The sequence below is a fragment of the Kribbella sp. NPDC056345 genome (genome assembly GCF_042262745.1).
GTDB lineage: Bacteria > Actinomycetota > Actinomycetes > Propionibacteriales > Kribbellaceae > Kribbella.
This window is the reverse complement of record NZ_JBHJQQ010000010.1, coordinates 238616-261172: the sequence shown is the minus strand read 5'-3', so window position 1 is coordinate 261172 and position 22557 is coordinate 238616. Positions and strand designations below refer to the sequence as shown.

Genomic DNA, 22557 nt, shown 5'->3' with positions numbered 1-22557 from the left:
GGTCATGGGGCTCTAATCCCTGCCCTTCCCTCGTCGCTCCAGTCGCTTCGCTCCCTACGCTCCTCAGTCCAGGTCAGGGCGCCCCATGACCGGCCCGCCCCCCGAGCGTGCCGGCACCCAGATCGCGATGACGCGGTCGGTGGGCTATGCCGCGTTCGGGCGGCACGAGCGGGATCTCGACGTCCTCGACGTGATCTTCGACAGCCTGGTCGATGCACCGGGCAACGAGGGCTGCCGGCGGCTGCGGTTCGCCGGGCACGGCATCACCCTGGACGTCGACGTACAGGGTCAGGCGGACCTGACCGTCGAGCTGCGGGTGTCGCCGCACGGACCGGTCCAGGTCGAGTCCCGCGGCGCCGACGGCCCGGGCGAGACCCGGTTGGTGAGCTTCCTGCTGCAGTGGCCGAACAGCACTCAGCGCCCGGTCCGCACCGCGTGGATCATGCTCTGATCCACGCAGTCGACCGGGCGCTGCTGCTCACTCGGTACTGCTGCTTCAGGAGGCAAGCAGCAGTCTGAGTTTGTCCAGGCACCGACCCCGGATGGGACCGATACTGCCGATCGGGATCCCGATCTTCTGCGAGATCTCCGCGTACGGCGCCGGCGGGTCGGCCATCAACATGCCGAGCAGCTGCTGCCACCGGTCCGGCAGGGTCTCCAGCGCCTCGCGGACATCGGCGGCCCGCTCCAACGCGATCAGGTCGGCGTCCAGCTCGGGCTGGTCCCCCGGCTGCTCCTCGAAGGTCGTCGACTCGTAGGTCAGCAGCACCCGCTTGCGAAACGCCAGCACACGCAGGCATTCGCGGCGGGTGGTGACGACCAGCCAGGCGCCGACCCGCTCCGGGTCGACGCGGTGAATGTGCTCGAGCAACCGCAGCCACACCATCTGCGAGACATCTGCGGCATCGCTGTCACTGAGCCGGAAACTGCGGGTGACGGCCCAGACGAGCCGCGCATAGTGATCGACCAGCCGGCTCCACGAACCCTGGTCCCCGGACGCGGCCTGGATCACCAGGGTCGCGGCCTCGGACCGGACGGTCACCTCGGTCGTTGCGGAATCAGTACCGGATTCGGCACTGAGTTGTTGCACCATGAATTCCCCCCTCGGGAATGCACCGCTCTTTGTTGTCGTGCGATCAGTAGGCGCCGTCGCTCCCCAGGACGGCGCGGGCGGTCTTCCAGAGAATCAGCAGATCGAGCGCGATCGACCAGTTGTCGGCATACCGCAGGTCGAGCCGCATCGACTCTTCCCAGGTCAGATCGCTGCGTCCGCTCACTTGCCACAACCCGGTCAGCCCGGGCTTGACCAGCATCCGGCGCGAATCGTCGACCGCGTACTGCGCGACCTCGGCCGGTAACGGTGGCCGTGGGCCGACCAGTGACATCTCCCCCCGGAGAACGTTCACCAGCTGCGGCAGCTCGTCGATCGAGAACCGCCGCAAGAACTTGCCGACCCGGGTCACCCGGGGGTCGTCGCGGAGTTTGAACAGCACCCCGTTGCCCTCGTTCAGGGCGACCAGCTCGGCCTTGCGCTGTTCCGCGTCGACGACCATCGTGCGGAACTTGAACATCGAGAACTGCTCGCCGCCCCGGCCGACCCGGACCTGCCGGAAGAACACCGGGCCCTTGCTGGTCAGCTTCACCAGCGCGGCCGCGACCAGCAGCACCGGCGACACCATGAGCAGCATCAGCACCCCGACGACACGGTCGAAGACCGCCTTCATCAGGTGCGGACCACCACTCACCGACGGCCGCTCCAGGTGCAGCAGCGACAACCCGGCCACCGGCCGGATCGAGATCCGCGGACCGGCGACCTCGACGATTCCCGGCGAGACGATCAGATCGACCCCGCGCTGTTCGAGCGCCCACGACAGCTTGCGCAGTGAGTGCCCGGCCAGCTCCGGATCCGAGGCCACCGCGACGACATCGACGTCGTACTGGTCGACAGCCGCCAGGATGTCCATCTCGGTCCGGCCGAGCCGGTCCGAGACCGGCTCCTCGAACACGTCACCGCGCGGCAGGCAGCTGGCCACGACGACGTACCCGTCGGCCGGCCGCTCCTCCAGGTGCCGGTGCAGCGTGATCACCTGATCGTTGCGGCCGACCACCAGCACCCGGCGCATGCACCGGCCGGCGAACCGGCGCCAGGAGATCTGCCGGTGCAGCATCCAACGGCCGATCATGGCCGCCAGGCACGTCATCGGCACCGCGAGCAGCACGAAACCACGAGCGACCTCGCTCTTGGTCGCGTACGACGTGATCGCGACCGCGGCGGTCAGCGCCACCGCGGCCCGGATGATGGACCGGAACTCCTCCGGCCCGGTGCCGAAGTACCGGCTCTCGTAGCCACGGGCCAACGCCACACAGACCAGCCAGGCAACCGGGATCACTGCCCCGATCACCAGATACGCGAGATTGATCTGGGCCCCGAACCGGCCGAGCAGCGCCAGCGACACCCCGATCAGCGCCGCGGACAGGTCCCCGGCGAGCGCAGCCCACCGGTACTTGGCCACCCAGCGCGCCTCGGTGAAACGAGCCGACCGCGGCACAGTCGCCTGGACCTCGTCCGGAACCACCCACACCGGCCGACGACGTTCCCCCGAAGGCGCCGGCCGAAGATCAGCCGATTCGGCCAACCCTTCAGACATGACGAACTCAGTCACGCACAGTCACCCCCCACAGGTGAACAGCGACCCCCGTGACCAACCCACACCCCGTCACGGACAGTCGTCCAACGCCGCCCCCACAACGACGTGTCCAGACAGTACTACGTCCGACCGGCGCCGAACAGTATTGACAGCGAGTGTTTACCCCTGCGCAATCAAGCCTGCCTCAGCGGACACACCCCCGGGCAAATGAAGAACCCCGAGGACCGTTATCGGACCTCGGGGTTCTTGCCGACGCTACTGCGACGGAGGGGGTGTGTCAGCCGGCGATCAGGCCGTCACCGCTGATCAGCTCACGCATCTCGCTCAGCGAGCTGTCGCTCGGCGGCAGGATCGCGTCGGAGTCGTGCAGGACCTCGTCCGGCACCTTCTCACCGGCGCGGACGAAGTCCAGCAGAGCGGCGAAGGCAGTCCGGAAGCCTTCCTCGTCACCGGCCGAGACGGCCTTCTCCAGGTCGCCGTCGACCGCGTTCAGCTGGTCGAGCTTGTCGTCGGCGAGCTGCCACTGGCCCTCGCCCATAATGCGAACGATCATCGAACGTCTCCGTCTTGTGGTCGCGCCGGCTCCGCTACCGGCTGCTGCACTGGCTGGGCGGGTTTCGCTGCCCCCGGGGCCTCACCGGACAGCTCCTTGGGGGCGCTGCTACCGGCCAGCTGAGCCTTCATGGCGGCCAGCTCGTCGTCGACACCGGAGGTGGACGACATCCGCTCCAGCTCCAGGGTCAGGCTGTCCTTCTGCGTGCCGCTGGCGTCGTCGAGCGCGCCGGAGGCCAGCAGCTCGTCGATCGCACCGGCCCGGGCCTGCATCTGCTGGGTCTTGTCCTCGGCCCGCTGCACGGCCAGACCGACGTCGCTCATCTCCTCGGAAATCCCGGAGAAGGCCTCGTTGATCCGGGTCTGCGCCTCGGCCGCGGTGTAGGTGGCCTTGATGGTCTCCTTGCGGGTCCGGAAGGACTCGACCTTGGCCTGCAGGCGCTGGGAGGCCAGCGTCAGCTTCTCCTCCTCACCCTGCAGCTGGGCGTGCTGGGTGGTCAGGTCGTCGATCTGGCCCTGCAGCCCGGACTTGCGGGTCAGGGCTTCGCGGGCCAGGTCCTCGCGGCCCATCGACAGCGCCTTCTGCGCCTGGTCCTGGAGCTTGGCCGACTGCGCCTGCAGCTGCGATGCCTGCAGCTCCACCCGCTTCCGGCTGGTGGCCACATCGGCCACTCCCCGGCGTACCTTCTGGAGCAGCTCGAGCTGCTTCTGGTACGAGTAGTCAAGGGTTTCGCGAGGATCCTCGGCCTTGTCCAGGGCGGTGTTCGCCTTGGCCTTGAAGATCGTCGACATCCGCTTGAAGATGCTCATCGATATCCGTACCCCTTCTGTGCCGGAGCGTCGACCCGGCGTGCGTGTCAACCACCCTATGTCCCTACGGGTCACCACACCATCGGGACAGGCCCGGATAAAGTGGTGTTCACATCCGGGGACCACCCCGAGTCGCGATGTCCTGCCGAATGAGGTTCAGACCCCGTGTTCCGTCGTACCAAGTCCGATACAACAACACCCACCGTACCCGCCGAGCCCCAGGCCAAGCCGGGCGGCAAGGGACGGCCGACCCCCTCGCGCAAAGAGGCCGAGGCGGCCCGGAAGGCGGCGTACAAGAAGCCACGCAACCGCAAGGAGGCGTCGGCGCTGCGCCGGGAGAAGATGCGGACCGAGCGGGCCAAGATGCAGTCGGCCCTGCAGACCGGTGACGACCGCTACCTGCCGGCCGCCGACAAGGGCCCGGTACGGCGCTTCGCCCGCGACTACGTGGACGCCCGCTACTCGGTGATGGAGTTCGCGCTGCCGATCCTGCTGGTGGTGTCGCTGATCGGGGTGGTGTTCTCGCGGCAGTTCCCCTGGCTGGCCGGGCTGGTGAACATCTTCTTCCTGGTGATGATCATGGTCATCGCCGGTGACTGGTTCCTGCTCTCGGCGGGCCTGAAGAAGGCGGTCGGGGTGAAGTTCCCGGGTGAGCCGGTCAAGGGCATCGGGTTCTACGCGGTCCGGCGGACCATGCAGATGCGCCGCTGGCGGCTGCCCAAGCCGATGGTCAAGCGCGGCGAGAAGCCGGCCTGACCAAGTAGGGTCTGGGTATGGACTTCCGCTATCTCGGCAACAGTGGTTTGAAGGTCAGCGAGATCTCGTACGGGAACTGGCTGACGCACGGTTCCCAGGTGGAGAACGATCAGGCGAAGGCGTGTGTGCGGGCGGCCCTGGAGGCCGGCATCACCACGTTCGACACCGCCGACACCTACGCGAACACCAAGGCCGAGGTGGTCCTCGGCGAGGCGCTCGCGGGTGAGCGGCGTGAGTCGCTGGAGATCTTCACCAAGGTCTACTGGCCGACCGGACCGGGCGGACCGAACGACGTCGGTCTGTCCCGCAAGCACATCCACGAGTCGATCAACGGGTCGCTGAAGCGGCTGCAGACCGACTACGTCGACCTCTACCAGGCGCACCGGTTCGACACCGAGACGCCGCTCGAGGAGACCATGGAGGCGTTCGCCGACGTGGTCCGCCAGGGCAAGGCGCTCTATATCGGGGTCTCCGAGTGGACGGCCGAGCAGCTGCAGGAGGGCCACCGGCTGGCCCGCGAGCTGCGCATCCCGTTCGTCTCGAACCAGCCGCAGTACAGCATGCTCTGGCGCACGATCGAGGCCGACGTGGTCCCGGCGTCGGAGGAGCTCGGCATCAGCCAGATCGTGTTCTCCCCGATCGCGCAGGGTGTGCTGACCGGCAAGTACCTGCCGGGTCAGCCGGTGCCGGAGGGCTCGCGGGCCACCGACGCCAACGGCGCGAACATGATCAAGCGGTTCCTGAACGACGACGTCCTGACCCGCGTCCAGGAGCTGAAGCCGATCGCCGGCGAGGCCGGCCTCTCGCTCGGCCAGCTGGCCGTCGCCTGGGTGCTGCAGAACCCGAACGTCGCCTCCGCGATCGTCGGCGCCTCCCGGCCGGAGCAGGTCGTGGAGAACGTCAAGGCCTCCGGGGTGAAGCTCGAGGAGACCGTGCTGAAGCGGATCGACGAGGTGCTCGGCAGCATCGTCGAGCGCGACCCGGCCAAGACCGCCCAGAACTCCCCGCAGACGCGGCCGGGCTCATGAGCTGGGTCTGGCGGTTCGAGACCGCGACCGGCGCCGTCGTCGACCCGGGCGAGGTCGGCGGGACCGAGTTCTCCGCCCAGGGTGACGCCGAGAGCTGGCTGGGCGAGATCTGGCGCGAGCTCGCCGAGAAGGGTGTCGCCCAGGTGTTCCTGCTCGAGGACGGGCGTGAGGTCTACGGACCGATGAGCCTGGAGGCGCAGGAGTAGGCGTTACGCTTCTGCGGTGACTGCCAAGCGGACTGTAAGACTGGTACTGAGCCTGGTGGCGGGACTCCTGCTCGCAGGGACCGCCACCACCCAAGCGCACGCCGAGGACGGCTTCCGCTTCTGGGGCTACTACCAGTGGTCGTCGTCACAGTGGTCGTTCGCGCAGAAGGGCCCGGACGCCGTCGTACCGGCCGATGGGTCGGTCGAGGGCTGGCGGTACGCCGTCGGTGGCGCCAAGCCGCGGGTACCGCGGGCCGCCGGTGACTTCGAGGCGATCTGCAAGGACGCCCCGGCCGAGGCTGGGAAGAAGCGTGTCGCGGTGGTTGTCGACCCCGGGACGGCGGAGGACCAGCCGGCCGGTGAGCAGGCCGGCACCCCCAGCGGGACGTGCGTGGTGACGGATCCGAAGTCGAACGGCGCGCAGGTGCTGGCCGCTGTCGGGCCGACGCGGATCGAGAAGGGCCTCACGTGCGGGATCTCCGGCTATCCGGCCAAGGGTTGTGGTGAGCCGGTGAAGGACATCAAGGTCCCGGCGACCGATCAGCCGGTGCAGTTGCAGGTCATGAGCCCGGTCGGCTCGTCCCAGGGATCGACCGACGTCGACGTCCAGGGCGAAACCGCGTGGTGGCCGTACGTCGTGGTCGGGGTGATTCTCGCCGCCTTGATCGCAGGTGGCGTGGTCCTCATGCGCCTCCGGCGTACGAGAGCGTAGTGCGTGCCGTCCACCGCCTGACGCTCCCCCGGGCGCTGCATCCGGGGGCCTGGTGGCTTTGGGCCCTCGGGATGGCGGTCGCCGCCAGCCGGACCCGCAACCCGGTGCTGCTGATCCTCATCCTCGCGGTGACCGGATTTGTGGTGGCTGCGCGCCGGACTGATGCTCCCTGGGCGCACAGCTTCACCGCGTTCCTCAAGCTCGGTCTGATGGTGATCGGGATCCGGATCGTCCTGCAGGCGCTGCTGTCGACGCGCTCGCAGGGCAACGTCGTACTGTTCACGCTGCCGCAGATCCCCTTGCCGGACTGGGCTGCCGGGGTCAAGCTCGGCGGACAGGTGACCGCCGAGGCGGTCGTCACCGCTCTGTACGACGGTGGGCAGCTGGCGGTGATGCTGTGCTGTATCGGCGCGGCCAATGCACTGGCCAGCCCCCGGCGACTGCTCAAGTCGTTGCCCGGGGCCCTCTATGAGATGGGCGTTGCCTGCGTGGTCGCTCTGACGTTCGCACCGCAACTGGTGACTGATGCACGCCGGATCCGAGCCGCCCGCCGGCTCCGCGGCCGGACCCGGGGGTCGTTCCGGACCACGGCCATGCCGGTGCTGGAAGGCGCCTTGGACAGGTCGGTGGAGCTGGCTGCTGCGATGGATTCGCGTGGCTACGGCCGGACTGCTCAGGTGCCACGTCGTCAGCGCCGGATCACCGGGTTGTGCGTGCTCCTGGGTTTGCTGGGCATTCTGTTGGGCGTCTACGCGCTCCTGACGGACTCACTAGCCCTTCCGTTCGCCCTGACCGCGCTGGCGATCGGACTGCTGCTTGCGGTCGGCGCACTCGGCATCGGTCGGCAGCGGGTGACGCGCACGCGCTACCGGCCCGATCCGTGGGCACTGCCCGAGTGGCTGGTGACTGCGGCCGGTGCTGCCGCTGCAGCCGTCATGGTGGGCGCTGCGGTCCGTGGGGTCCACGGACTACTCCTGGCCGGACCACTCGTCGTACCGCCGATCCCCGTGCTGCCGGTGCTCGGCGTACTGATCGGCCTGGCACCAGCACTAGCTGCACCTCCTGTTAGGCAGGGGGCGGCCGCATGATCGAGTTCGACCACGTGACAGTCACGTACGACGGCGCTGCGGTGCCCGCTGTACGGGATGTGAGCTTCACCGTGCCTGAGGGTGAGCTGGCGCTGGTGATCGGGCGGACCGGGTCCGGCAAGTCGACCTTGTTGCGGGCGATCAACGGGCTGGTGCCGCACTTCACCGGCGGCACGCTGGCTGGGCGGGTGCTGGTGAACGGGCGGGACACCCGGGAGTACCGGCCGCGTGATCTGGCCGATGTGGTCGGGTTCGTCGGGCAGGACCCGATGACCGGGTTCGTGACGGACACCGTGGAGGACGAGCTCGCGTACAGCATGGAGTCGCTCGGTACGGCGCCGGACGTGATGAGGCGCCGAGTCGAGGAGACACTGGATCTGCTGGGGCTGGCGGACGTCCGCGACCGGGCACTGACTTCGCTGTCCGGTGGCCAACGGCAACGAACCGCCATCGGCGCGGCGCTTACGTCGCATCCCGCTGTCCTCGTGCTGGACGAGCCGACCTCCGCACTGGACCCACAGGCAGCCGAGGAGGTGCTGGCCGCGTTGCAGCGGCTCGTACATGACCTGGGCGTCACTGTGGTGATGGCTGAGCACCGGCTCGAGCGAGTCGTGCAGTACGCCGACCGCGTGATCGAGGTGCCCGGTGGCATCGGACTGGTGTCGACCGGGCTACCGGCCGACCAGATGGTGACCGCACCGGTCGCACCGCCGGTGGTGGAGCTCGGTCGGTTGGCTGGGTGGTCTCCACTACCACTGTCGGTGCGGGACGCGCGGCGAGCTGCGGTGGCGTTGCGGAGTCAGTTGGCTGATGTGAAGCCGCTGCGGCGGACTGCCGTGACTGGGGCCGAGCTGGCCGGCTGCAAGAACCTGATCGTTGGCTACGGGGCTGTGACTGCCTTGCGTGGTGTGTCCGTCAGCATCCGGGCCGGCGAGATCGTCGCTCTGATGGGACGCAACGGCGCCGGGAAGTCCACGCTGCTCAATGCGCTGGTGGGCATCGTCCCGCCGCGCTCCGGCACGGTGACTGCGGCCGGTGCCGACCCACGCCGTACCCGACCAGCCAAGCTGGTCAAGGCGGTCGGACTCGTACCGCAGGAGCCGGCCGACCTGTTGTATGCGGCAACAGTTGTGGACGAGTGCGCTGGCGCAGACTCCGACTTCCGGGTGCCTGCAGGGACCTGTCGGGCGGTACTCGAGCGACTGGCACCGGGTGTGGACGATCAGCTGCATCCGCGAGACCTATCTGAGGGACAACGGCTGTGTCTGGCGCTGGCCGTCGTACTGTGCGGTGCACCGCCGCTGTTGCTGCTCGACGAGCCCACTCGCGGTCTGGACTACGGCGCCAAGCGGCGGCTGGTCGAGATCCTGCGCGAGCTGGCTGCGGCCGGACATGCGGTCGTGCTGTCGACGCACGATGTCGAGATGGTGGCGGAGGTCGCCACTCGAGTCATGGTGCTCGCAGACGGCGAGCTGGTCAGTGAAGGCGAGACTGCGACAGTTGTGGCGGACTCCCCCGCGTTCGCACCGCAGGTGGCGAAGATTCTGGCGCCACTCCCGTTCCTGACCGTGGGCGAGGTCGCCACGGCTCTGGAGCGCGCATCGTGAACCTGATCCGGCTGCGGCCGCGCAGTACCGGCACGCTGTTGCTGGCATCGCTGGTCGGAGTGGCTGCGTTCGCCTGGCCACTGCTCTGGCAGACCGACCAGGCAGGGCAGTCTGCGATCGGCCACACCACCGATGCGCCCTGGTTGTTCGTGTTGCTGCTGCCGTTGCTGGTGGCCGTCGTACTGGCTGAGCTGTCCGAGTCCGGGATCGATGCGAAGGTCATCGCCCTGCTGGGGATGCTGGCGGCGGTTGGAGCTGCCCTGCGTGCGCTGGGTCCGGGGACGGCTGGTCTGGAGCCTGGGTTCTTCCTGCTGGTGCTGGCCGGGCGGGCGTTCGGGGCAGGCTTCGGGTTCGTACTGGGTTCGGTGTCGCTGTTGGGTGGGGCGCTGATCAGTGGTGGCGTCGGGCCGTGGATGCCGTTCCAGATGTTCGCCTGTGCATGGGTGGGCTGTCTGGCCGGCCTGCTGCCGCGGGTGGGCGGGCGCCTCGAGGTGCTGCTGCTGGCGACGTACTCGCTCGTTGCTGGTGTCTTGTACGGCGTGGTGATGAACCTGTGGTTCTGGCCGTACGCGACCTTCGGCAGCGACTTCTCGTTCATCCCGGGTGACGCGCTGGCCGACAACCTGCACCGGTACCTGCTGTTCGTCGTGGCGACGTCGCTCGGCTGGGACATCCCGCGCGGAATTCTCTGCGCCGTACTGGTGCTCGTGCTCGGTCGGCCGGTGCTGAATGCGTTCCGCCGTACCGCCCGGAAGGCTGCCTTCGACACGCCGGTGCTGTTCGAACCAAGGAGTCCGCATGCCTGATCGCACTCTCATCCTCGGCGGCGCCCGCTCCGGCAAGTCCGTGGCGGCCGAGCGGCTGCTGGCCGACGTACCGAACGTCCTGTACGTCGCCACCGGCGGAGACGACTCCGGCAGCGCGGAGTGGGCTGAGCGGGTCGCCAAGCACCAAGCCCGGCGGCCCGCTTCGTGGGGTCTGATCGAGACGATCGACCTCGTCCCGCTGCTCTCGGAACCCGGGCAACCGCTGCTCATCGACTGCCTGACGCTCTGGCTGTCCCGGACCATGGATGCGCTCGAGATCTGGCCCGACCTGACCCGCGCCGCCCTGGTCGAGGACCGGATCGCCACCCTGACCGCGGCCTGGGCGGCGACCCCACGCATCGTAGTTGCCGTCAGCAACGACATCGGCTCCGGCGTGGTCCCCGCCGATCCCGGCACTCGGCTCTTCCGCGACTTGATGGGCCGCCTGAACACCAGCATCTCGCTGGCCTCCGACCAGGCCCTCTACACCATCGCCGGCCGAACGCTCCCGCTCACATGATCGATTCGGTCCGGCTCGCCTTCGGCCTGCTCAGCGTGCTCCCCGCCGGAATGCCTTCCCAGGTCGACCGAACTGTAGGCCGCCGAGCGATGATCCTCGCCCCGCTGGTCGGCGCAGTTCTCGGCGGAGTCGCCGCCGGCGTGGTCACCCTCGCCCAGCTACTACGCCCAGACGCGGACCTGCTCGCCGCCGTACTCGGCGTACTGGTCGTGGCCGGTCTGTCCGGCGGCCTGCACCTCGACGGCCTGGCCGACTTCGCCGACGCCCTCGGCAGCCGCCGCGACCGCGAGACCATGCTCCGCATCATGAAGCAGAGCGACATCGGCCCCTTCGGCGTAGTCAGCATCGTCGCCGTCCTCCTGATCGACGTCGCCGCCCTCACCGCCTGCCTCCAAGCCGACGTCGGCTGGCAAGCCATCCTCATCGCCACCACCGCCAGCCGCCTGACCCTCCCCTGGACCTGCCGCACCACCGTCCCCTCAGCCCGCCCCGACGGCCTGGGCGTGCTAGTAGCCGCCACAGTCCGCCCCCGAACCGCCCTCCTCACCACCTTCGCCGTACTGGCCTGCACCGCAGCCCTGTCCTGGCTCACCCTCTCGATCGCCGCCACCGCCGCCACAGCCCTCGCCGTACTGCTAGCCGTCCTAACCGCCCTGGCCACCACCCGCCGAGCCCGATCCGCCCTAGGCGGCACCACCGGCGACGTCCTAGGCGCAGCAATCGAGCTAGCCCTCCCCCTCACCCTCACCGTCCTGGCGCTGACGGTGCATTAGGGTCTGGGGCGGGGAGTTGGGGGACCGAGGTGAGGCGGAGGATCATGTCGGCGGTTGTCGGGCGGTGTGTGGGTGCAACCACGCCGCGATCCGTTATGTTTATGTAATGAACGCAAGCCGCTCCGCGCCTGGCTCGCAGACTTCGCTGCGCGAAGCCAATCGTGCGCGCGTTCTGGGGGTGGTCCGGCAGCACGGGCCGTTGACGCAGGTCGAGATCGCGGCCGCTTCCGGACTGTCGGCCGCGACCGTGTCGAACATGGTGCGGGAGCTGGACCAGGCGGGCATGGTCGGGCTGTCCCGGAGCATCCGGAACGGGCGGCGCGCCGTACTGGTGTCGTTGGCGTCCGGGGGTGGGCTGCTGGCCGGGGTCGCGTTCGGGGAGCGGGACGTGCGGGTTGCGATCGCGAACGAGTCCCGCGAGATCCTCGCGCAGCAGTTGATGCCGCTGCAGGCTGATCACGCGGCCGATGACGGTATGGAGCGGGTCGCGCGACTGCTTGCCGACCTGGCCGAGACGGTCAGTTCGGGCGTCGAGGAGATTGCCGCGATCGGGTTCGGGCTGCCGACGCCGGTCGACTCGGTCAGTCATCAGGCCGGGTCGGACGCCGTACTGCCGGGATGGCGTGGAGTGAACGTCGCCGAGGAGATGACCGGTTATCTGCGGGCACCGGTCGCCCTCGACAACACGGCGAATCTGGCCGCCCTCGGTGAGCTGCGCAGTGGCGCGCTGCAAGGGGTCCGGAACGGTTGCTACCTGAAATTCTCGTACGGCGTCGGCGCGGGCATCGTCCTGAACGGCGACGTGTTCCGCGGCTCGGCCGGTACGGCGGGCGAGATCGGGCACGTGACGATCGACGAGAACGGGCCGATCTGCCGGTGCGGTAATCGCGGTTGCCTGGACACGTTCGTCGGATCGCGAGCGCTGATCAGCAGTCTGGCCGCATCGCACGGGCCGCTCCGGCTCAAGGACATCGTGCAGCGGGCGCTGGCCGGCGACCTCGGCTGCCGCCGGGTGATCGAGGATGCCGGCCGCCGGGTCGGGGTGGCCGTGGCCGGTCTGGTCAACCTGCTGAATCCCGAGGTGATCGTGGTCGGCGGTCTCCTCGCGGAGGCCGGCGATCTGGTCCTGCTCCCCCTTCGGGAAGCCCTGGACCGGTGCGCGATCCCGAGCGCGGCCGCTACCGTCGAGCTCCGGCCGGCTGCGCTGGGTGACGATGCCGACGTCCTCGGCGCCATTCATCTCGCCTCACTGCTCAGCCACCGTCACGCCACGGAGTCACTGACGAATTAGACGATCGTGTAACAACGATATGTCTATTTCTTGAATTCAAGTCTTGACGTCAAAGCCGGGAAGGGTCTTGACTTCGGTCAGGCCTACTCGGGCCTTCACGTCAAGGAGTCGCATATGTCCGTGTCAGTACCTCGTCTCGTCGGCCTCGGCCTCGCCGTCTCGGCCCTCGCCGTCTCGCTGGTTGCCTGTGGCTCCGACGACGGCGGCTCCGGTAGCGGTTCGACGGGCGGCAAGAAGATCGCCCTGCTGCTCCCCGAGTCCAAGACGACCCGGTACGAGGCCCTGGACCGGCCGCTGTTCACCGAGGCCCTGAAGGCGGCCTGTGCGGACTGCGAGCTGATCTACAGCAACGCCGACCAGGACCCGGCCAAGCAGCAGCAGCAGGCCGAGGCCGCGCTCACCCAGGGCGCGAACGTGCTCGTGCTGGACCCGGTCGACGGCAAGGCCGCCGCCGCGGTCGTCGCCTCGGCCAAGGGCCAGAGCGTCCCGGTGATCGCCTACGACCGGTTCATCGAGGGCGCCAACTACTACGTCTCGTTCGAGAACGAGGCCGTCGGCAAGCTGCAGGCGCAGACCCTGGTCGACACCCTGAAGGCGGCCGGCAAGACCTCCGGCAACCTGGCCATGATCAACGGTTCGCCGACCGACCCGAACGCCGCCGACTTCAAGAAGGGCGCGCACAGCGTGCTCGACGCCAGCGGTTTCAAGATCGCCGCCGAGTTCGACACCCCGGACTGGAGCCCGGACAAGGCCCAGGCCTGGATGGAAGGCCAGCTGAGCGCCATCAAGAACGGCCTGGTCGGCGTGTACGCGGCCAACGACGGTACGGCGGGCGGCGCGATCGCGGCGCTCAAGGGTGGTGGCGTCACCCCGCTGCCGCCGGTCACCGGTCAGGACTCGGAGCTTGCCGCCATCCAGCGGATCGTCTCCGGCGACCAGGCGATGACCATCTACAAGGCCGTCAAGCCGCAGGCCGAGGCCGCCGCGAAGGCTGCCGTCGCCCTGGCCGGCGGTGGCAAGCCCGAGTCGACCGGTGACTTCAAGAGCGTCCCCTCGACGATCCTCGACCCGGTCGCCGTGACCAAGGCGAACATCAAGGACACCGTCATCAAGGACGGCATCTACAAGGTGACCGACATCTGCACCGCGTCGTTCCAGGCCGCCTGCACCGCTGCCGGCCTGAGCTGACCCCCGTCGCCGGTTCCGCCCCGAGTGAGGTCGGGGCGGAACCGGCGCGGATGTGTGTTTTTGTTGCCTTGTCGCCCTACCCCGACGGCGCCTGCGCCGGGATCATGGGCAGAACGAAGCCTCAGGAGGCTGATCGAGTGACTGTCATTCCCACCCCCGCTCCACCCGGTACCTCGACGGTGCTGGCGCTGCGGGGCATCTCCAAGCGCTTCGGGGCCGTGCAGGCCCTGAAGAACATCGAGCTCGACGTGCGGGCCGGTGAGGTACTCGCCCTGGTCGGCGACAACGGCGCCGGTAAGTCGACGCTGGTGAAGACGATCGCCGGGGTCTACACCGCCGACGACGGCACCATGGTGTTCGACGGCAAGGAGGTGCGGGTCGGGAGCCCGGCGGAGGCCCAGCAGCTCGGCATCGCCACCGTCTTCCAGGACCTCGCACTGTGCGACAACCTGGACGTCGTCGCGAACCTGTACCTCGGCCGCGAACTGCGCCGGGGCCGGGTGCTGGACGAGATCGAGATGGAGCGTTCCTCCTGGGAGCTGCTCCGCCAGCTGTCGGCCAAGATCCCCTCGGTCCGGATCCCGGTGGCCAGCCTGTCCGGCGGCCAGCGGCAGACCGTCGCGATCGCCCGCAGCCTGCTCGGCGACCCGAAGGTCGTGATGCTCGACGAGCCGACCGCGGCCCTGGGTGTCGCGCAGACCGCCGAGGTGCTGAACCTCGTCGAGCGGCTGCGCGAACGCGGTCTCGCGGTCATCCTGATCAGCCACAACATGGCCGACGTGATGGCGGTGGCCGACCGGGTCGCCGTACTGCGTCTGGGCCGCAACAACGGCGTCTTCCAGGTCAGCGAGACCAAGAGCCAGGACATCATCGCCGCCATCACCGGCGCGACCGACAATGCCGTCTCCGAGCGCGCGGCGCGCCGGACGCGGGAGGAGGGCTCGGCATCATGACCGTGCACGGATCTGAGGCGCGGCCGCAGGACTCCACCGGGAACGGGAACGGCGACGGCGGCGTGACAACGGCCGACCAGCTGCCCGCCGACCTGCAGGACGAGCGCCTGATCGCCAGCCGGGGCGTCAGCGGCGCGATCTCCGCCTTCACCAGCCGGCTGCGCTCCGGCGACCTGGGTTCGGTCCCGGTGGTGATCGGCCTGATCATCATCTGGGCGGTCTTCCAGATCGCCAACGGCTCGTTCCTGTCCAGCCGCAACCTGGTCAACCTGACCCTGCAGACCACCTCGATCGGGGTCATTGCCCTCGGCATCGTCCTGGTCCTGCTGCTCGGCGAGATCGACCTGTCCGTCGGTTCGGTGAGCGGTCTGGCCGCGGCCGTCCTCGGCGTCACTTTCGTCAACCAGGGCTGGCCGTTGGTGATCTCCCTGATCATCGCCGTCGTCCTCGGGCTGGTGATCGGGTTGTTCTACGGCGCGCTCTTCACCAGGTTCGGCGTACCGAGCTTCGTGATCACGCTGGCCGGTCTGCTCGGCTTCCTCGGCCTGCAGCTGCTGGTGCTCGGCAAGGAAGGCACGCTGAACTTCCCGTTCGACTCGGCGCTGGTCGGCTTCGCCGCACGCAGCTTCCTGTCGCCGGCGTTGTCGTACGGCCTGATCGCCGTCGTCGTCGTGGCCTACGTGCTCACCCGTCTGCGCGCCCGCGGTGCCCGGCTCGCCGCCGGCCTGTCGGCCGCTCCGCACTCGATGATCGCCATCAAGGCAGTGGCTCTGGCCGCCGTGCTGGCGATCCCGGCGATCGTCCTGAACGGCGACCGCGGGGTCTCGTCGATGTTCCTGCTGTTCCTGGCCCTGGTCGTCGTCACCGACTTCGCCATCCGCCGGACCCGCTGGGGCCGCTCGGTCGTCGCGGTCGGCGGTAACGTCGAAGGCGCCCGCCGCGCCGGTATCAACGTGCGGATGATCTACCTGTCGGTCTTCGCGGCCTGCTCGACGTTCGCAGCCGTCGGCGGCATCCTGGCCGCGGCCCGCCTGGTCGCCGTCGGCCAGAGCAGCGGTGGCACCGACACCAACCTGAACGCGATCGCTGCCGCCGTCATCGGTGGTACCAGCCTCTTCGGTGGCCGCGGCTCGGCGTACTCGGCCCTGCTCGGTGCCTTCGTGATCATGTCGATCCAGAACGGCCTCGCCCTGCTCAGCCTCGACTCCAGCGTCCGGTACGTCGTCACCGCCGGCGTACTGCTGATCGCCGTCACGATCGACTCCCTCAGCCGCCGCAGCCGCCAGGCGCACGGCCGAGCCTGACCGGCACCCCCCAGGCCCGGTGGGCCCCCTCCTGACCCCCTGCGCGGCGGGGGCCCACCGGTTCCAATCTCAGGCGTTCGCCGGGTCGCGCGGGTCGTGTTCCAGCTCGTAGCGCACCTGGTAGGCGCCCAGGAGATCACCGCGCTGCTCCATCGTCTCCAACATCTCGTAACGGATCCGGCGACCGGTGGCCACGTCGCCGAGCGCCATCGCGAGCTCCGAGCGGTACTCACTCAGGTACATGCCGATATCCATCGGCACCGACTCGAACCGTTCTTCCGCCTGATCGAGCAGCCGCCGTGCCTCGGCCAGGTTGCCGCGACGAATCTCCAGGTACGACGTCAGACAGTCAACCTGGGCTTCGAAGTACGGACTGTGCATCGGGGCACAGATCTCCCGGCTCCGCAGCAACGCCTGCTCCGCTTCGTCGAATCGTCCTTCCTTGACCAGGACCTCGCTGAGGGCGTTCTGCCCGTAGAACTCCTGCACGGTTCCTGGGGGGCACTGGGCGAGCAGTTGCCGGAACCAACCGCGAGCGGCCGGGTAGTCACGCCGTACAACGCTGTTCTGACCCAGGTTGCGCAGGATGACGTGCCGGACGATGGTCGGTCCGTCGTGGTGGTCGATCAGGTCGAGCGCGAGCTCACTGACTTCCTTGTCCCGGTCGAAGTCGCACTGACGGCGGGCACAGTTCGCCAGGTTGATCAGCGTTCGCACCTTGAGCTCGACCAGCCCGGTTCGTTGCGCGTTCTTCCAGCTCGCTTCCGCCACCGGCCAGGTGCCCGGATTGGCCGAGTCGAGCGCGGCGACCAGACAGATCTCCACCCGGACCAGCAACTCCAGCTCACCGGCCTCGCGCAATGCCGTTTGCAGCGCCCGGAGCAGCTCGATCCGCGGTTCACGCGAGTCGGTGATGATGTAGAAACTGTTCAGCCGGAGCCCGAGCCCCGCGGCGACCTCGAGCCTTCCCGCCGCGATGGCCGTCATCGCGGCGGCCTGCAGCAACGGCCAGGTTTCGCCCAGCCAGCGTCGTTCCTGGCCGGCCAAGTCGCGTTCGGCCTGATCCAGGCCGACCTCGGCGGGCAGCTGCACGGACTGTGCCGTGGTGAAACCGTGCCCGAGCCCGTCGTCGGCAACCACCAGCAATCGCAAGCAGGCCTGCAGATGGCGGCTCAAGGGCTCTTCCGGCGCCTGGAGCCGCTCAGCGGCGTAGGAGCGGACCAAGGCGTGCATCTTGTACCGTCCCCGGTTGACGAGCTCGACCAGGCCCAGGTCGACCAGGCGCGCGAAGGCGGCCTCGCCACGCAGCTCGTCGGTGTCCAGCAGTGGCGCTGCCACCCAGGCCGGAAACTCCGTGACGCCGACCAGCGAGAGCCGCTCCAGCAACTGGCGCGCCTCGGTGTCCACCAGGACCAGAGTGCGATCCAGACTTGTCCGTACGGCGAGGTCGCCGGCCACCATCGAGTCGAGCCGCTCATCCTCGACACCGAGTGATCCGGCCAGCGCCGGCAGCAGTTCGTCGCCGGACAGCGCGAGCCGCGAACCCACGATCCGCAGCGCCAGCGGAAGCCCGGCGGAGTGCTCGATCACCACTTTGATCGAGACCTCGTCGCGAACCGGCCGGCCGATCAAGCGCAGCAGCAGATCGCGGCTGATGTTCGGTTCGAGCGGTACGACTCGTCGATGCTCCGCCCCCTGCAATTCCGGCAGCGGCGCACGGGAGGTGACGATCACTGCGCTGCGCGGCCCTCGCGGTAGCAGGTGCTCGACGGTCTCCGCATCGAGTGCGTCGTCCAGCACCACCAGCAGGGCCAGATCCGCCGTCCGCTCGCGCAGTAGGTCGCGACGTTCGGAGAGCCCCTCAGGGATCTCGCCGGAGGTGAGCCCCAGCGATCGCAACATCCGCCCCAGCAGTGTCCGCGCCGGAACCGGTTCTCCGGAGACATCCTGCAACCGCGCGAACAATTGGCCATCGGGGAAGGCCGCGGCCGCCCGATGTGCGATCCGCACTCCGGTCGCCGACTTGCCGACACCTGCGCCGCCCCACAGGTGATAGACGGCCGCTTGGTCCCGATCGGGCCGGGACAGCACCTCGACCGCCTCGGCCACCAGATCGTCACGGCCGGCCAGCACCGAGATGTCGACCGGCAGCTCCCGCGGCACGGTGTCGGTCGAGGCATGGCCCTCAGCTGTCAGTTCCGGGTCGTCTCGCAGGATCGCCGAGTACAAGCGACGCAGCGCCGACGCAGGCTCGAGGCCGAACTGGTCGGAGAGCGTTGCGGTGACGTCGGCGTACACCTCGAGTGCTTCCTGCCGTCGGCCCACGCGGTGGAGGGCAGTCATCCAGGCCGCCACGGTGACCTCGCGCGTCGGATCCTGTGCGACCAGAGCGGGAAGCTCGTCGAGCAACTGCAGGTGCGCCCCGGCGGCCAGGTCGGCCTGGATCCGCTCGTCGAGCGCACTGCGACGCTCCTCCTCGACCGGTGCGCAGAGCCGGTCACGGGTCGCCCGATCGGTCAGCTCGGGAAGTAGCTCGCCACGCCAGAGCTCCAGCGCCGCCCTGAGCAGACTCCCCCGGTCGGCCGGGTCCGGCAACGCTCGCGCTTCGGCGACCATCGTCCGGAACCGGTCGAGGTCGGCAGCTCCGGCCGGCACGCGAACGGCGTACCCGTCGCGACCGCCGTCGATGGTGATCCCGGCCTTCCGCAACCGGGAGATGTAGACCTGCAGCGCCCCGCGCGCGTTATCAGGTGGATCGTCGGGCCACAGCAGGTCGATCAACTGCTCCGGCGACAGCACTTCATTTGCCCTCAGCAACAAAACGGCCAGCAGCAGCCGCTCCTGCCGACGGACCAGCTTGATCTCGGTGGTGCTGTCCTGAACCTCGAGCGCTCCCAGCAGGCGGAACTCCATCCGCGCATGATATCCGCCGCAGCACAACGAGAGCCGCCCCGACCGAAGTGGCCGGGGCGGCTCAGGTGAAGCTGACTTTTCAGGCGATCTCGGCGACGAGGTCGACCTTCGGTTCCGCGAAGTGGCACGCGGCGGTGTGGCCCGGGGCCGACTGGGGCTTGCCTTCGAGCTTCGGCTCCTGCGTTGCGCAGATGTCCTCGGCCTTCCAGCAGCGGGTGCGGAAACGGCAGCCGCTCGGCGGGTCGATCGGCGAGGGTACGTCGCCGACCAGCCGGATCCGCTCCTTCGGCGGGACGCCGCGGATCGTGCCGAGGTCCGGGGCCGCAGACAGCAGCGCCTGGGTGTACGGGTGCTGCGGGGCGCCGTAGATCTGCTCCCGCGGGCCCTGCTCGACGATCTTGCCGAGGTACATCACCGCGACCTCGTCACAGAAGTGCCGGACCACGCCGAGGTCGTGCGCGATGAACACGAACGCGATCCCGAGGTCACGCCGCAGGTCCTCCAGCAGGTTCATCACCTGGGCCTGGATGGACACGTCCAGCGCGGAGACCGGCTCGTCGGCGATGATCACCTCGGGCTCGACCGCCAGCGCCCGGGCGATACCGATGCGCTGCCGCTGACCACCGGAGAACTCGTTCGGGTAGCGGTTGTGGTGCTCGGGGTTCAGGCCGACCCGCTCCAGCAACTCCTGGACCCGGCCGAGCTCCTCGCCCTTCTTCACCAGCTTGTGCACGCGCAACGGCGTACTGATGATGTTGCTGACTGTCTGGCGCGGGTTCAGCGAACTGTAGGGGTCCTGGAAGACGATCTGCAGCTGCCGGCGGAACGGGCGCAGGTCCCGCTCCTTCAGCTGCGCGATGTCGGTGCCCTTGAAGTTGATCTCGCCCGCCGTCGGGGTGAGCAGCCGGGTGATCATCCGGCCGGTGGTGGACTTGCCACACCCGGACTCGCCGACCAGGCCGAGGCTCTGCCCCGCCTTCAGGTCGAAGCTGACCCCGTCGACGGCCTGGACGACCTTCTTCGTGCGGCCCAGACCCGCGGCTTCCTTGATCGGGAAGTGCATCTTCAGGTCGCGGACCCGTAGCAGCGTCTCGCCCTGAGCGGCCGGCTGGTCGATCGGACGTACTGTGTCGCTCATCTGTCTCCTCAGTCCGCTCGTCAGCTCAGTCTCGGCAGGACTTCGGTCTCGTAGATCGAGGCCTTGTCGTGCAGATGACAACGGGACGTGTGGGCACCGGCGCCGTCGACCGGCAGCAGCTCGGGCAGGTCGGTGGTGCAGCGTTCACCCTTGACGCGCTCCTTGTACGGGCAGCGCGGGTTGAACGAGCATCCGCTCGGCAGGTTCAGCAGGCTCGGCGGCAGACCCTTGATCGGGCGCAGCTTCTCACTCGCCGCCGACACCGTCGGGATCGACTCGAGCAGACCCCAGGTGTAGGGCATCCGCGGGTTCGCCAGCACGTCCTCGGCGGTGCCGTACTCGACGCAGCGACCGGCGTACATGACCAGTACGTCGTCCGCCATCTCGGCCACCACACCCAGGTCGTGGGTGATCAGCACGATCGCCGAACCGAACTCCTTCTGCAGGTTGTTCAGCAGGTCCAGGATCTGGGCCTGGACGGTGACGTCCAGCGCGGTGGTCGGCTCGTCGGCGATGATCAGCTTCGGGTCGTTGACCAGACCCATCGCGATCATCGCGCGCTGCCGCATACCGCCGGAGAACTCGTGCGGGTACTGGCCGAAGCGGCGTACCGGGTTCGGGATGCCGACCAGGTCGAGCATCTCCAGGGCACGCTTCTTGGCGACGTCCTTGGAGACCTTGTGGTGCACCCGGTAGGCCTCGGAGATCTGGTTGCCGACCGTGTAGAGCGGGTGCAGCGAGGACTGCGGGTCCTGGAAGACCATCGCGACCGCGTCCCCGCGGACCTTCATCAGATCGTTCTCGGACAGGCCGATCAGCTCGTCACCGCCGAGCCGGATCGACCCGGTGATCTGGGTCCGCTTGCGGTCGTGCAGGCCCATCACGGCCATGCTGGAGACCGACTTGCCGGACCCGGACTCACCGACGATCGACAGCGTGCGGCCGAGCGGTACCGAATAGCTCAGCCCGTTCACCGCGCTGACGATTCCGTCGGCCGTCGGGAACTTGACCGTCAGGTCCTCGACCACCAGGTACGGCGTCTCACCGCTGGGGTTCATCAGCCCGGAGCGCTTCTCGCGAGTCGCGACCGACGGGCCACGCTTCGCGACCGGAGCCGCCGCGGCGACCCCTTCGGGCTCAACTCCGGACACGGTGTTCTTCCCCTCGTTGGCTGGTGTGGTCACGAGAGCCTCACTCGGGGGTCGATCAGGCTGTAGACGATGTCGACGATGAAGTTCATTGCGACCAGGATGACAGAGGAGACCAGCACGGTTCCCATGATCACCGGCAGGTCGTAGTTGGTCAGGCTCTCGAGCACGAGGTTGCCCAGACCGGGGAGGTCGAAGATCCGCTCGGTGAAGATCGCGCCCGCAAGGCTGCCGGCGATGTCCAGACCGAAGATGGTGATGACCGGGATCAACCCGGAACGCAGCGCGTGCTTGTAGGTCACCTTGCGGTCCGACAGGCCCTTGGCCCGTGCGGTCCGGATGTAGTCCTCGCTCAGCGTCTCGACCATCGAGCCGCGCGAGTACCGCGCGTACTGCGTGCAGTTGTAGATGCCGAGCACGAGCCAGGGCGTCAGGAGGCCGGCGAACCACGCCCCCGGATTCTGGCTGAACGGCGTGTAGCCACCGCGCGGCAGGATCGGGTAGAGGATCGTCAGGTAGAGGGAGACCATCAACGCGACGATGTAGTAGGGGACGGAGCTGAGGATCAGCGTGCTGCTCATCAGCGCGCGGTCCCCGAGCGTTCCCCGGCGCTTCGCGGCCAGGGCACCGACGAAGACCCCGATGGTGAGGACGAGTACGGCGTATCCGGCGACCAGGGACACCGTCACCGGCAACCGGGATGCCAGCATCTCGGTGACAGGCCGGTCACTCTTGAAGGAGAAGCCCAGGCAAGGAACTTCGCATTCCTGCTTGACTCCGGCCGTCTCGAAGGTCCGGCCGGCGAAGATGCCCGCCGTGTACTCGGCGAACTGCTGCACCTTGGGTCTGTCGAGATGCAGGTTCTCCTTGATCTCGTTGTATCGCTCTGTCGTGCAGTTGCGATCGCCACAGATCGCCGCCGCCGGGTCTGTCGGCGCGACGAAGAACAGCGCGAAGGTCACGATCAAGGTGACCAGCACGACGCTGAGCGCGCTGACCAGCCGGCGCGCCACGAAGTAGAGCACTAGGAATACTCCTCACCGATCGGGGTGGTGGCCGAACCGAGGTCCGGCCACCACCCCACCCATCAGTTCATCGAGATGCAGGAACTACCGC

22 protein-coding genes are annotated in these 22557 nt (G+C 68.5%); 14 read left to right on the top strand and 8 right to left on the bottom strand.

The window, feature by feature from the left end; all coding sequences use genetic code 11:
* Positions 1–85 precede the first annotated feature (85 nt).
* Positions 86–451, top strand: coding sequence for a hypothetical protein (locus ACFCV3_RS31835; protein ID WP_376036191.1), 366 nt, complete (start codon positions 86–88; stop codon positions 449–451).
* 45 nt (positions 452–496) lie between these two features.
* On the opposite strand, the gene ACFCV3_RS31830 is transcribed toward ACFCV3_RS31835, so the two are convergent.
* The 4 genes from ACFCV3_RS31830 to ACFCV3_RS31815 form a co-directional block, all read right to left on the bottom strand.
* Entirely contained in the window at positions 497–1093 is a 597-nt protein-coding gene (locus tag ACFCV3_RS31830; protein ID WP_376036189.1) for an RNA polymerase sigma factor, read from the bottom strand.
* Between the two features lie 43 nt (positions 1094–1136).
* Entirely contained in the window at positions 1137–2648 is a 1512-nt protein-coding gene (locus tag ACFCV3_RS31825) for a sugar transferase (RefSeq protein WP_376036187.1), read from the bottom strand.
* Positions 2649–2925: 277 nt separating this feature from the next.
* Positions 2926–3201: a hypothetical protein gene (locus tag ACFCV3_RS31820; RefSeq protein WP_376036185.1), complete on the bottom strand. Its 276-nt coding sequence runs from the start codon at positions 3199–3201 to the stop codon at positions 2926–2928.
* Complete coding sequence (locus ACFCV3_RS31815) at positions 3198–4010, bottom strand: PspA/IM30 family protein (protein ID WP_376036182.1); 813 nt, start codon at positions 4008–4010, stop codon at positions 3198–3200. The genes ACFCV3_RS31820 and ACFCV3_RS31815 overlap by 4 nt, the downstream gene beginning before the upstream one ends.
* Before the next feature lie 165 nt (positions 4011–4175).
* Here ACFCV3_RS31815 and ACFCV3_RS31810 point away from each other — a divergent pair, with 165 nt between their 5' ends.
* The 13 genes from ACFCV3_RS31810 (at position 4176) to ACFCV3_RS31750 (ending at position 16242) form a co-directional block, all read left to right on the top strand.
* Positions 4176–4766, top strand: a complete 591-nt coding sequence (locus tag ACFCV3_RS31810) for a DUF3043 domain-containing protein (RefSeq protein WP_376036180.1) — start codon at positions 4176–4178, stop codon at positions 4764–4766.
* Between the two features lie 17 nt (positions 4767–4783).
* Positions 4784–5794, top strand: coding sequence for an aldo/keto reductase family protein (locus ACFCV3_RS31805; protein ID WP_376036178.1), 1011 nt, complete (start codon positions 4784–4786; stop codon positions 5792–5794).
* Positions 5791–6000 carry a hypothetical protein gene (locus ACFCV3_RS31800; protein WP_376036176.1) on the top strand — a complete coding sequence of 70 codons (210 nt, stop codon included), beginning with the start codon at positions 5791–5793 and terminating at the stop codon, positions 5998–6000. The genes ACFCV3_RS31805 and ACFCV3_RS31800 overlap by 4 nt, the downstream gene beginning before the upstream one ends.
* A 16-nt stretch (positions 6001–6016) precedes the next feature.
* Positions 6017–6712 carry an SCO2322 family protein gene (locus ACFCV3_RS31795; RefSeq protein WP_376036173.1) on the top strand — a complete coding sequence of 232 codons (696 nt, stop codon included), beginning with the start codon at positions 6017–6019 and terminating at the stop codon, positions 6710–6712.
* Positions 6712–7800 (top strand): energy-coupling factor transporter transmembrane component T, encoded by a 1089-nt coding sequence (locus ACFCV3_RS31790; protein WP_376036170.1) that lies wholly within the window; start codon positions 6712–6714, stop codon positions 7798–7800. Before ACFCV3_RS31795 ends, ACFCV3_RS31790 begins: the two co-directional genes overlap by 1 nt.
* Entirely contained in the window at positions 7797–9407 is a 1611-nt protein-coding gene (locus tag ACFCV3_RS31785) for an ABC transporter ATP-binding protein (RefSeq protein ID WP_376036167.1), read from the top strand. Before ACFCV3_RS31790 ends, ACFCV3_RS31785 begins: the two co-directional genes overlap by 4 nt.
* Positions 9404–10213, top strand: a complete 810-nt coding sequence (locus ACFCV3_RS31780) for an ECF transporter S component (RefSeq protein ID WP_376036164.1) — start codon at positions 9404–9406, stop codon at positions 10211–10213. Before ACFCV3_RS31785 ends, ACFCV3_RS31780 begins: the two co-directional genes overlap by 4 nt.
* Positions 10206–10733 carry a bifunctional adenosylcobinamide kinase/adenosylcobinamide-phosphate guanylyltransferase gene (locus tag ACFCV3_RS31775; RefSeq protein ID WP_376036162.1) on the top strand — a complete coding sequence of 176 codons (528 nt, stop codon included), beginning with the start codon at positions 10206–10208 and terminating at the stop codon, positions 10731–10733. The genes ACFCV3_RS31780 and ACFCV3_RS31775 overlap by 8 nt, the downstream gene beginning before the upstream one ends.
* Positions 10730–11506: an adenosylcobinamide-GDP ribazoletransferase gene (gene cobS, locus ACFCV3_RS31770; RefSeq protein ID WP_376036160.1), complete on the top strand. Its 777-nt coding sequence runs from the start codon at positions 10730–10732 to the stop codon at positions 11504–11506. The genes ACFCV3_RS31775 and cobS overlap by 4 nt, the downstream gene beginning before the upstream one ends.
* 106 nt (positions 11507–11612) lie before the next feature.
* Positions 11613–12797: an ROK family protein gene (locus ACFCV3_RS31765; protein WP_376036157.1), complete on the top strand. Its 1185-nt coding sequence runs from the start codon at positions 11613–11615 to the stop codon at positions 12795–12797.
* Between the two features lie 114 nt (positions 12798–12911).
* Positions 12912–13985, top strand: a complete 1074-nt coding sequence (locus tag ACFCV3_RS31760) for a substrate-binding domain-containing protein (RefSeq protein ID WP_376036154.1) — start codon at positions 12912–12914, stop codon at positions 13983–13985.
* A 137-nt stretch (positions 13986–14122) separates the two neighbouring features.
* A complete protein-coding gene (locus ACFCV3_RS31755) occupies positions 14123–14938 on the top strand; it encodes an ATP-binding cassette domain-containing protein (protein WP_202874929.1) in 816 nt (271 codons plus the stop codon).
* The gene (locus ACFCV3_RS31750; RefSeq protein WP_376036151.1) at positions 14935–16242 is read left to right on the top strand and encodes a sugar ABC transporter permease; all 1308 of its coding nucleotides are present in this window, start codon (positions 14935–14937) and stop codon (positions 16240–16242) included. Before ACFCV3_RS31755 ends, ACFCV3_RS31750 begins: the two co-directional genes overlap by 4 nt.
* Before the next feature lie 69 nt (positions 16243–16311).
* Here ACFCV3_RS31750 and ACFCV3_RS31745 read toward each other — a convergent pair whose 3' ends face one another.
* The 4 genes from ACFCV3_RS31745 to ACFCV3_RS31730 form a co-directional block, all read right to left on the bottom strand.
* Entirely contained in the window at positions 16312–19155 is a 2844-nt protein-coding gene (locus ACFCV3_RS31745) for a BTAD domain-containing putative transcriptional regulator (RefSeq protein ID WP_376036148.1), read from the bottom strand.
* 79 nt (positions 19156–19234) lie between these two features.
* Positions 19235–20293, bottom strand: coding sequence for an ABC transporter ATP-binding protein (locus ACFCV3_RS31740; RefSeq protein WP_376036146.1), 1059 nt, complete (start codon positions 20291–20293; stop codon positions 19235–19237).
* A gap of 20 nt (positions 20294–20313) precedes the next feature.
* Entirely contained in the window at positions 20314–21351 is a 1038-nt protein-coding gene (locus ACFCV3_RS31735) for an ABC transporter ATP-binding protein (RefSeq protein WP_376036200.1), read from the bottom strand.
* 122 nt (positions 21352–21473) lie between these two features.
* The gene (locus tag ACFCV3_RS31730; RefSeq protein ID WP_376036143.1) at positions 21474–22466 is read right to left on the bottom strand and encodes an ABC transporter permease; all 993 of its coding nucleotides are present in this window, start codon (positions 22464–22466) and stop codon (positions 21474–21476) included.
* Positions 22467–22557 lie beyond the last annotated feature (91 nt).